Here is an 11,321-nt window from a genome sequence, read left to right on the forward strand (position 1 = left end):
GTATTTCCTAAGGTTGAGAAGCGCAATGTTCATATAACTTAACAGATCGATAAAAAGTAAAAGGAGATATTTATGAAAAAGAAAACATTATATAGATGCTCGGGTTGTGGATTTGAAAGTATAAAATGGCTTGGAAAATGCCCAACTTGTAATAGTTGGAATACATTGGAGGAAGTTGTTGTTGAAGCAAGGAGTATGGAAACAAAGGTGCGGCAGGCATCGAAAAAGCCTATAAAAAAACTATCAGAAGTAGTTTCGAATAAAAGTGATAGAATTATTACAGGAATAAATGAATTTGATAGAGTTATGGGTGGTGGAATAGTAAAAGATTCAATTTCTATAATAACTGCAAGACCTGGAGCTGGAAAATCAACTTTATTACTTCAGATATCAGATGCTGTAGCTAAAAAGGGCCATAAGGTTATATATGCATCAGGTGAAGAAAGTGATAGTCAGATAAAAAATAGAGCAGACAGAATCTTGGACAAAATTCATGAACATATATGGGTGTTACAAGAGAATAGTTTGGATAGTGTTTTAGAAGCAGTAGAGGAAGTTGATCCTGATATGTTAATTGTAGATAGTATACAAACTTTCACAATGGAAAGTGCATTGCCAGCGAGAGCGGGATCTCCTACTCAGACTATGGAATGTGCTAATGCTTTACTTCAAATTGCAAAGAATGAAAAAAGACCAAGAGCTGTTATTGTAGTAGGGCAGATGACTAAGAGTGATGAACTAGCAGGCTTAAGAGCATTGGAGCATTTGGTAGATACAGTTCTTATAATAGAAGATGATAATGATGAAGAATTACGTGTGCTTGTAAGTTCTAAAAATAGATTTGGAGGTATTGAAAATGGATTTTTCCAAATGTGTGAGAAGGGTGTTATTTCAATTGATAATCCTTCAGAATTTTTTATGACTAAACGTGAAGCTGGTGAAATTGTTTCTGGAAGTGCATTAACTGTAATTAAAGAAGGGACTCGAGCTATTATAACAGAAATAGAAAGTTTAGTATCTAAAAGTTTTACACCTTATCCAACGCGTATAGGTGAGACGTTAGGTAAAGATAAGTTAAATACATTGATATCTATATTGGAACAGCGTGGTGGAATTAATCTATACGATAAAAATGTAATTATTAAAACTACAGGTGGTATGAAGATAAGGGAGCAAGGTATTAATTTAGCTGTTATTATGAGTATAGTATCCTCTGTAAAACAGCTAGGAATTGAATCAACTGTTGCGTTTATAGCTGATGTTGGATTGACAGGAGAGCTAAAAAAAGTACCATCAATAGAAAGTAGAGTTAAAGAACTTGAAAGAATGGGATTTAAAAAAGTATATGTTGCTAAAGATTCATTTGTAAGAGAAATAGGGTTTAAGGGTATTGAAGTAATCCAATTAAAGACTTTAATGAACGTGATAAGTCATGTATACAATGATTAAAGAATATTTATTAAAGTAGATAAAATTAATTCAAATGAAATGTTTAAATAATTTACTGATTAATACGTATTTTTATCAGAAAATATATATTAAAATAGTTTTAATACTGTATTGTAAAGCAATTTAAACAATTTTCAACAAAAATGTATAGTATATTTAAATTTAACAAATATCATTGAGAGATTATATTTATTATAGTATTATAGTTTTATAGTTTAAAATTTGATTTTTTGGGGATTAATTGGTCAATAAGATTATACAAGGTGGGAGGTTTTTGAAGAGTAAGTGATTCATAACGGTCAATAAATAATAGTATATAGAAATTGGGTGAGTGTATGAGAATAGAAAAAGGAATAGGAATAAAAAATGTATTAAAAATAATGTGCCCAGGCACTCAGCTACGGGAAGGCCTTGAAAATATATTAAGGGCAAAAACTGGTGGATTAATAGTAATTGGTGATGATGAAGAGGTTATGAAATTAGTTGATGGAGGGTTTTATATTAATTCTGAATATACTCCATCGTATGTGTATGAACTGGCAAAGATGGATGGGGCGATAGTAATAACAGAAGACTTGAAAAGGATAGTTTGTGCTAATGCTCAGCTAATACCAGATTCATCTATTCCAACCTATGAAACAGGAACTCGCCATAGGACTGCTCATAGGGTCGCTAAACAAACAAATAATATAGTAATTGCCATATCTCAAAGAAGGAATATAATAACCATGTATAAGGGTGATATAAAATATGTTTTGAGAGAAAGTAGTGTGATTTTAGGAAAAGCTAATCAGGCAATTCAGACTTTAGAGAAGTATGTAGCAGTTCTTGAACGTGTTATTAATAATTTAAATATACTTGAATTTCAAGATTTGACTACTCTTTTTGATGTAGTAACTGCAGTTCAAAGAACTGAAATGGTAATGAGGATTGTGGAAGAAATAAATATGTATATATTAGAGCTTGGTAATGAAGGTAGACTAATATCTATGCAACTAAATGAGCTAGTAAAACATATTGAAAGAGATGGAATATTATTAATAAAGGATTATTGTAAAGATGGTTTAAAATATACTGAAGTATATGAAGTGATCCAAAAACTTAATGCGACAGAATTGCTAGATTTAGATTCTATTTCAAGAGCTTTGGGCCATGGTGGAACACAACTTATGGATACACTAATATCTCCAAAAGGATATAGAATATTAAGTAAAGTTCCAAGGATACCAGCAAGCGTAATTGATAATCTTATAAAAGAATTTAAAGAACTTAGCAATGTAATAGATGCAGATATAATAGATTTGGATAATGTTGAAGGAATAGGCGACGCTAGAGCAACTGCTATCAAAGATGGGTTGAAGCGTATTAAAGAGCATGTGCTATTAAAGAAAGAAATATAAAAAGAACTTATTTATAAAGTGATTATTAATAAGAATAGTTTATCTTAATGCATTAATAAATAAACGTTTTTAAATAATAGTATAAGGTTTGTAATTAAACTTAATAATTTATTCATTTTAGATAAACTTATTCTATGTTATAATTAAGGGAATGTAGCAAAAAATTGAAAACATGATTAAATCATTATAAATATGTAAAGAATTAAGAGGAGGTGAAGTATGTGTTAAAAAAATTATTAAGAGGGGTTTTTTCTGTTATTGGAATGATAATAGGTTATTTTATATCAGAAGTGTTAATCACAATTCCTCAAATTGCTAGTTATCTTTCAACGACGATAGCTATGTTTGCATTTTATATTATTATATCTTTAATTTTTGGACTCATATTATATATTGTTTCCCCTATTATATATAACGGTATTTCTAATTTAATTGATTATATTGAGAAGAGCATGCAGAAAATGAGTATAACAGAGATACTTTATGGAACTGTAGGAGCTGTTATTGCATTAATACTTATGACGTTTATTGCAAAGCCAATAAATGATGTGCATAGATTATTTGGACCAATTTTATTAGTTTTGTTAAATGTATTAGCTGCCGTAATAGGTGCAAAAATAATGATTAAAAAGAAAGAGGACATAACGACTCTTCTTGTTAATATTAAAAAACCTGTAATAAAAGAGAAAAAAGTTAAAGATTCCGTTAAAGAAACAACAGTTGTTGGAATTCCAAAAATATTAGACACATCAGTTATAATTGATGGAAGAATATTTGACATTTGTGAAACTGGATTTGTTGAAGGGCCATTAGTAATACCTAATTTTGTATTAGATGAACTAAGACATATCTCCGATTCTTCAGATGCATTAAAAAGAAATAGAGGAAGAAGAGGATTAGATATATTAAATAAGATTCAAAAAGAATTATCAATAGAAACACAAATTGTAGATGATGATTTCCCTAAAATTGCAGAAGTTGATGCTAAGCTTTTAAAACTTGCTCAAAAAATGGAGGGAAAAGTTATAACTAATGATTATAATTTAAACAAAGTTGCAGAATTCCAAGGGGTTCCTGTATTAAATATAAATGAATTATCAAATGCAATAAAACCAGTGGTATTACCTGGGGAGGAAATGACTATTGATATAGTTAAGGATGGAAAAGAGTCAAGTCAAGGTGTAGCATATTTAGAGGATGGAACTATGATCGTTGTTGAAGGTGGAAGAAAATATATAGGACAAACGACAGATGTTATCGTTACATCAGTTCTCCAAACAGCAGCGGGAAGAATGATATTTGCTAAACCAAAGGACAATTAAAATTAAGGAGATTTTCTGAATGGTTAGTGCGATTGTATTGGCTGGAGGAAGAGGTAAAAGAATGGGCACTATTCAAAGTAAGCAGTATATTAGTTTGAATGGCAAGCCCATTCTTTATTACACTCTTAAACAGTTTATAAAGAATAAATTTATAGATAAAATTATTTTGGTTATACCAGAAGATGAGATTGAATATTGTAAAAAAGAAGTTTTGCAAAAGTATCAACTAAAATTAGATAAAGTAGTATTTGGTGGTAATGAAAGGCAAGATTCTGTTTATAATGCCTTAAGTGAATTAGAGGATTCTAATATAGTATTAATTCATGATGGAGCAAGACCATTTGTGTCTCAGAGAATAATAAATGATGCTGTTAAATACGCTAAAATGCATAAAGCAGCAGCACCGGGAGTGATGCCTAAAGATACTATAAAAATAAAAGGTGAAGATAATTTTTCAATAAGTACAATAGATAGAAGTAGAGCAGTTGCAATTCAAACACCCCAGGCTTTCGATTTTAATTTAATATATGAATGTCATAAGAAGATTAAAGAAAGTGGAACTACAGTTACTGACGATACTATGGTTGCAGAGTTGTTTGGAAATAAGGTGTATGTATATGATGGTGAATATACAAATATAAAAATAACAACACCAGAAGATTTGATTTTAGCAGAGTATTTAGTAAAAAATCAGCCGTTATTATAAGATGTTGACATGTAAATTTCAAGAAGTTATAATAAACTAAAACAAAATTAAGTTTTCAAAGCGATGATGAAGAATAGTAGAAGTCGAATAATTAAGAGAAAAAGTCCATAGGCTGTAAGACTTTTAACCAGACTTTGAACCAGCTTCTGAGTATAGGTAAAAACTATCGGTTTAATACCGTTATCATTACTAGAGAATAAATTTAGGTGGTACCGCGATATTACTCGCCCTAATGTGGATTAGGGCGAGTTTTTTTATTTATAAAATTATATATGTGAATAACAATATATTTTTAAGTAGCTAATCAATAATTTTTATTATTCAGTATAAATTAAACAAAATTATAGGAGGAAATAGAAAAATGAAAATGTCTAATATGTTAATATCAACATTAAGAGAAGTTCCAGCAGAAGCTGAAATTGATAGCCATAAGCTTATGTTAAGAGCTGGAATGATAAGAAAAATGGCGGCAGGAGTATATAATTATATGCCTCTTGGATTAAAAGTATTAAAAAAAGTAGAAGATATAGTAAGAGAAGAAATGAATGCTGCAGGGGCACAAGAATTTTTAGCATCAGCTATGATTCCAGCAGAATTATGGCAGGAATCAGGCAGATGGGATGCATATGGTGCGGAAATGTTTAGATTAAAAGATAGGGGAGAAAGAGATTTTTGTTTAGGACCTACTCATGAAGAAGTATTTACTGATATAGCAAGAAATGAAATAAAATCATATAAACAGTTGCCGCTTAATTTATATCAAATTCAAACTAAATATAGAGATGAACGTAGACCAAGATTTGGAGTTATGAGATCTAGAGAATTTGTTATGAAGGATGCATATAGTTTTGACAAAGATCAAGCGGGGTTAGATTTAGCATACGATAAAATGCATGATGCATATGTAAAGATATTTAACCGATGTGGTTTAGATGCTAAATGTGTTGCAGCAGATTCAGGTGCCATTGGAGGGTCTAATTCAGCAGAATTCATGGTTAAATCGGAAGTTGGAGAAGATGATGTAGTATTCTGTACTCATTGTAATTACGCAGCAAACATTGAAAAAGCAACTGCTAAATTAGAAGAAGTAGAAAAAGAAGAATTGTTAGATGCGAAAAGAATAGCTACGCCTGATAGCAGAGGAATAAATGAGGTGGCAGAATTTTTAAATATATCTCCTAAAAAGACAGTTAAGACTTTGTTATATAATGTTGATGGCAAAATTGTTGCTGTATTTGTAAGAGGAGATAGAGAAGTTAATGAAGTTAAGGTAGCAAATGCTTCAAATGCTTCAGGAGATTTAGAAATGGCATCTCATGAAGATTATATTAATGCAGCTGGATGTGACATAGGATTTGCAGGACCAATAGGAATAAAAGCTGACTTAGTGCTAGTAGATGAAGAAGTTAAAAACATGTATAATTTTGTTGTAGGTGGAAATGAAACTGGATACCATATACAAAACGTGAATTATGGAAGAGACTTTGAGGGAACAATTGGTGATTTTAGAAATGTAGCAGAAGGTGATACATGTCCAGAATGTGGTGAAAAACTTACTATTGCTAGAGGAACAGAAGTTGGTCATATCTTCAAGCTTGGAACTAAATATTCGGAAGCGATGAACGCTAATTTCATTGATGAAGATGGTAAGGAAAAGCCATTTATAATGGGGTGTTATGGTATTGGAGTTACTAGAACAATGGCATCTATAATTGAACAACATCATGATGAAAATGGAATTGTATGGCCATTATCAGTTGCACCATATCATATATCAGTAATTCCTGTAAATGTTAAAGATGAAGAACAAGTTAAGGCTGCTAATGAACTTTATGAAGAATTGATAAGTATGGGTGTAGAAGCTATTTTAGATGATAGAAACGAAAGAGCAGGAGTAAAATTTAAGGATTCAGAATTAATGGGAATACCTATGAGAGTAACTGTAGGTAAGAAAATTACTGATGGAGAAGTTGAATTTAAGCTTAGAGATAGCGAAATGGAAGTAATCAAAATAGGTGATGTTTGTAATGTGGTAAAAAATGAATTTGAAAAAAATAATATGAAATTAAAATAACTTTTGGAGGTAAAATAATGAAGGTATATAATACTTTAACCAGACAAAAAGAAGAGTTTAACCCTATTACTCCGGGTGAAGTGAAAATGTATGTCTGTGGGCCAACTGTTTATAATTTCTTTCATATAGGAAATGGAAGAACATTCATTGTTTTTGATACTATTAGAAGATATTTTGAATATAGAGGATATAAGGTTGATTTTATTCAAAATTTTACAGATATAGATGATAAAATGATTAATAAAGCTAATGATGAAGGCATTACAGTAAAGGAACTTGGAGATAAATATATAAAAGAATATTATCAAGATGCAGATGCACTCAAAATAGAAAGAGCAACTGTAAATCCTAGAGCAACGGAGTTTATTGATGATATAATACAATTTGTGCAAGAATTAATTGATGCTGGTTTTGCTTACGAAGTAGATGGGGATGTATACTATAGTACAAAGAAATTTGAAGGCTATGGGAAATTAATAGGTCAAAACTTAGAGGACCTACAAGCAGGAGCAAGAATATCTGTGGATGAAAGAAAGAAAGATCCAATGGATTTTGCTGTATGGAAAGCTCAAAAAGCTAATGAACCTGGATGGGAAAGTCCTTGGGGAGTTGGAAGACCCGGTTGGCATATAGAGTGCTCTTGTATGGCGAAAAAAATATTAGGAGATACAATTGATATTCATGCTGGAGGAATGGATTTAAAATTCCCACATCATGAAAATGAAATAGCTCAAAGTGAAGCTTTAACAGGTAAGCCTTTTGCAAATTACTGGATGCATGCAGCATTTGTAAATGTAGATAATAAAAAGATGTCAAAATCATTAAACAACTTTTTTACTGCAAGGGAAATTCTTGAAGAATATGATTCAGATGCAATAAGATTTTTGATGTTATCAGGTCATTATAGAATTCAAATAAATTTTACTAAAGAATTATTGGATTCAGCCAAGTCTTCAATAGAAAGATTGTATAATTGTATAAACAATCTTGAAAATTTAAAGAATGAAGTTAGTAGAAAAGAAATAAATGAGGAAGAAGAGAGTTATCTAAAATCATTGGATAAATATAGAGAAAAATTTATAGAAAAGATGGATGATGACTTCAACACAGCAGATGCAATTTCAGTATTATTTGATTTGACAAAGGATATTAATAATAATGTTAATATTAATTCTTCAGCTGAATTATGTGAAAAGGCGGAAACTTTAATAAGAGAACTTGGCAAGCCGCTTGGAATTCTTCAAAATCAAATCAAAAAGGATTTAGAAACTGAAATTCAAGAGCTTATTGATAAAAGACAGGAAGCAAGAAAAAATAAAGATTTTGCTTTGGCTGACAAGATAAGAGATGATTTGAAGAACAGAAATATAGTTTTAGAAGATACACCTCAAGGGGTTAGATGGAAAAAGATTGATTAATTAAAGGGGGGGTTGCAATTTTGCACCCCTTATGCATATGAAAAAATAACGAGTCAAAAAAAATAATAATATGACTTGTTATTTTTTTAAGCATGCTTTATTAAAAGGAGAAATGTAATGTTAGATGATTTTAGAATGAGGGAATTTTCACAAGATGAAGCAAGAATGTTAAATCCGCTTCAATTAGCATTAATAGGAGATGGAGTGTTTGAAGTATTTATCAGAAACTATATTTTAATGAAAAATACATCTTTATCAGCAAATAAAATTCATGTGAAAGCAATAGGATATGTTAAAGCAAAAAGTCAGGCTTGTATAATGCATGAAATAGAGCCACTTCTAACTGAGGAAGAAGAGGCGATATATAAGAGAGGTAGAAATGCTAAATCTCCTACTGTTCCTAAAAATGCAGATGTAAGAGATTATAGAACAGCTACTGGATTTGAAGCATTAGTGGGCTATTTGTATTTAACCGGAAATAAAGAACGTTTAGAATTCGTATTGGGTAAAAGTATTGAAATTATCAAATAAATTTATAAATATAGTAAGGAGGAAGTTAGGTGAAAGGTAAATCGAATAACTTTGATTCAAAGGGCAGATTTATAAAAAATCAAAATAGCGAAGGAAAATCTGTATTGAAGGATAAAAAAAATAATGAAGCAATATCTGGAGGGAAAAAAGAAAAAAGTCTTGAATTTAATAAAAATATAGAAAACAATCAAGTTGAAGAGAGAGAAGATATTGTTATTGGGAGAAATGCTGTAATTGAGGCTTTAAAGGGAGAAAGAACAATTGAAACTTTATATATATCTAATAGCAAATTAGAAGGTTCTATAAATACAATTGTCAGTTTGGCTAAGGAAAAACGAATTATAATCAAAGAAGTTGATAAAAAAAAGCTTGATTCAATGTGCAACGGGGCAGTGCATCAGGGAGTTATAGCTAAAGTAACGCCATTTAAATACTCTGAAGTGTCAGATATATTAGATTTAGCTGAAGAAAAAGGAGAGGATCCATTCATTGTTATTCTAGATGAAGTTGAAGATCCTCATAATTTAGGCTCTATAGCAAGAACAGCAGAATTATTTGGAGTTCATGGTATTATTATTCCTAAAAGAAGAAGTGCATCAGTAAGTGCAACAGTATATAAATCTTCTGTAGGGGCAATAGAACATGTAAAAATAGCTAAAGTTACAAATTTAAATGCGACTATAGAAGATTTAAAAGAAAAAGGTATATGGGTTTATGGTGCAGATATAAGAGCAGAAGAATATAGTTATCAGGTAGATTTTAGTGGACCTTGTGCAATTATAATTGGAAATGAAGGGCGAGGCATATCTAAATTAACGGTGCAAAAGTGTGACAAACTAATAAAAATACCTATGGTCGGAAAGATTAACTCTTTGAATGCTTCAGTAGCTGGTGGTATAATGATGTATGAAGTATTAAAAGGACGATTAAAATAGAAAGAGGTATACAGTGAAAACTATTTTTGTAGATGGATATAATGTAATAAATAGCTGGCCGAATCTGAAGCAGAGAAAAGATTTTAGTTTTGAAGCTGCAAGGCAAACTTTAATAGATAAGCTACATAATTACGGTGTTTTTAAAGCCTGCAAAATAGTATTAGTATTTGACGCTCATAAGGTTATGGGCAGTCTTGAAAAAAAAGAGGAAATAAATAAAAATATTTTAGTCATCTTTACTAAGGATGGGGAAACAGCTGATAGTTATATTGAAAAACAAGTAAACTCATTAGGGAGAAAACATGAAATAGTAGTAGTTACTTCAGATAGTTTAGAACAACAAACAATTTTTCAAAGGGGAGCAGTTAGAATGTCATCTTTGGAGTTTTATAGTGAAATGGTTAAGGTAGAGAAATCTATAAAGGTTAAGGCTGATAAAAATAAAACTATAGATAGAAATAGTGTTAGTGATAATATAGACGAAAAGACAGCTAGAATATTAGAAGAAATTAGAAGAGGCAAGTAAATTCAGTTGACTAATTGATTTTTACTAGAGTATAATTGTCTAAATGGGTGGTCAGTTTAATGCAGAAGAGAGTTGAGAGTGAATCATTGAAAGGTTTTTTAGATTTCAAAGACAAGACAGACGAAGAAATAGTTTCAAGAGCTAAAAATGGAGAAAATAGAGCTCAGGAATATTTAATTTCAAAATATGAGAATTTTGTTAAGGCAAAAGCTAAATCATACTTTTTGATTGGAGCAGATAAAGAAGATATTTATCAAGAAGGAATGATAGGTTTGTATAAGGCTATCAGAGACTTTAATCCAGAAAGATCAACATCATTTAAAGCTTTTGCAGAAATATGTGTTGTTAGACAGATTATAACTGCAATAAAGACGGCTACTAGGCAAAAACATATTCCTTTGAATACTTATGTATCTTTAAATAAACCTATATATGAGGAAGAATCTGAAAGAACTCTTTTAGATGTATTAGCTGGGATGAAAATTACTGATCCAGAAGAATTGATGATAAGTAAAGAGCAGATGGCTTATATTGAAGAAAAAATTTCTAAAGTGCTGTCAGGATTGGAATTAGAAGTGCTTACATCATACTTAGATGGAAAGTCTTATCAAGAGATTGCAAGTGATTTGGAAAGACATTCGAAATCCATTGATAATGCACTACAAAGAGTTAAAAGAAAATTAGAAAAATGCTTAGATTTAAAGTAGTAAATTATATTGACAAATAAAAAAAATGATAGTAAACTTTATAATTGGTATATCAAAGAACATAGGTAATTTTGAACGCTCACATAGCTCAGTCGGTAGAGCGTCACCTTGGTAAGGTGGAGGTCGTCGGTTCAATCCCGATTGTGAGCTCCAAATAATAAAAAATAAAAAACACTAGGCAAAGTTTATCACAATGTAATAAGGGAGGAAAATTACAATGGCAAAAGCAAAATATGAAAGAAGTAAACCACAC

Annotated in this window: 10 protein-coding genes and 1 tRNA gene; all 11 read left to right on the forward strand. The window is 30.6% G+C overall.

Annotation, left to right across the window (positions count from 1 at the left end; all coding sequences use genetic code 11):
• Nucleotides 1–72: 72 nt before the first annotated feature.
• The 11 genes from radA to GXK56_RS27100 all read left to right on the forward strand — a co-directional run bounded on the left by radA (nt 73) and on the right by GXK56_RS27100 (nt 11,221).
• Nucleotides 73–1,449, forward strand: a complete 1,377-nt coding sequence (gene radA, locus GXK56_RS27050) for a DNA repair protein RadA (protein ID WP_160693344.1) — start codon at nt 73–75, stop codon at nt 1,447–1,449.
• A 335-nt stretch (nt 1,450–1,784) separates the two neighbouring features.
• Entirely contained in the window at nt 1,785–2,849 is a 1,065-nt protein-coding gene (disA, locus tag GXK56_RS27055; RefSeq protein ID WP_160693346.1) for a DNA integrity scanning diadenylate cyclase DisA, read from the forward strand.
• Nucleotides 2,850–3,070: 221 nt separating this feature from the next.
• The gene (locus GXK56_RS27060; protein WP_160693348.1) at nt 3,071–4,171 is read left to right on the forward strand and encodes a PIN/TRAM domain-containing protein; all 1,101 of its coding nucleotides are present in this window, start codon (nt 3,071–3,073) and stop codon (nt 4,169–4,171) included.
• Between the two features lie 19 nt (nt 4,172–4,190).
• Nucleotides 4,191–4,877: a 2-C-methyl-D-erythritol 4-phosphate cytidylyltransferase gene (ispD, locus tag GXK56_RS27065; RefSeq protein WP_160693350.1), complete on the forward strand. Its 687-nt coding sequence runs from the start codon at nt 4,191–4,193 to the stop codon at nt 4,875–4,877.
• Nucleotides 4,878–5,238: 361 nt separating this feature from the next.
• Nucleotides 5,239–6,951, forward strand: coding sequence for a proline--tRNA ligase (locus GXK56_RS27070; RefSeq protein ID WP_160693352.1), 1,713 nt, complete (start codon nt 5,239–5,241; stop codon nt 6,949–6,951).
• 17 nt (nt 6,952–6,968) lie between these two features.
• Nucleotides 6,969–8,369, forward strand: a complete 1,401-nt coding sequence (gene cysS, locus GXK56_RS27075) for a cysteine--tRNA ligase (protein WP_160693354.1) — start codon at nt 6,969–6,971, stop codon at nt 8,367–8,369.
• A 117-nt stretch (nt 8,370–8,486) separates the two neighbouring features.
• Nucleotides 8,487–8,900 carry a ribonuclease III domain-containing protein gene (locus GXK56_RS27080; RefSeq protein ID WP_160693356.1) on the forward strand — a complete coding sequence of 138 codons (414 nt, stop codon included), beginning with the start codon at nt 8,487–8,489 and terminating at the stop codon, nt 8,898–8,900.
• Nucleotides 8,901–9,031: 131 nt separating this feature from the next.
• Complete coding sequence (rlmB, locus tag GXK56_RS27085; RefSeq protein WP_243156284.1) at nt 9,032–9,835, forward strand: 23S rRNA (guanosine(2251)-2'-O)-methyltransferase RlmB; 804 nt, start codon at nt 9,032–9,034, stop codon at nt 9,833–9,835.
• A 13-nt stretch (nt 9,836–9,848) separates the two neighbouring features.
• Entirely contained in the window at nt 9,849–10,361 is a 513-nt protein-coding gene (locus tag GXK56_RS27090) for an NYN domain-containing protein (protein WP_160693360.1), read from the forward strand.
• A gap of 59 nt (nt 10,362–10,420) precedes the next feature.
• On the forward strand, nt 10,421–11,068 hold the full coding sequence (sigH, locus tag GXK56_RS27095; RefSeq protein WP_160693362.1) for an RNA polymerase sporulation sigma factor SigH: 648 nt from the start codon (nt 10,421–10,423) through the stop codon (nt 11,066–11,068).
• 77 nt (nt 11,069–11,145) lie between these two features.
• Nucleotides 11,146–11,221: transfer RNA gene (locus tag GXK56_RS27100), tRNA-Thr, on the forward strand.
• The last annotated feature ends 100 nt before the right edge of the window (nt 11,222–11,321 follow it).

The organism is Clostridium sp. C2-6-12 (assembly GCF_009928485.1).
GTDB lineage: Bacteria > Bacillota > Clostridia > Clostridiales > Clostridiaceae > Clostridium.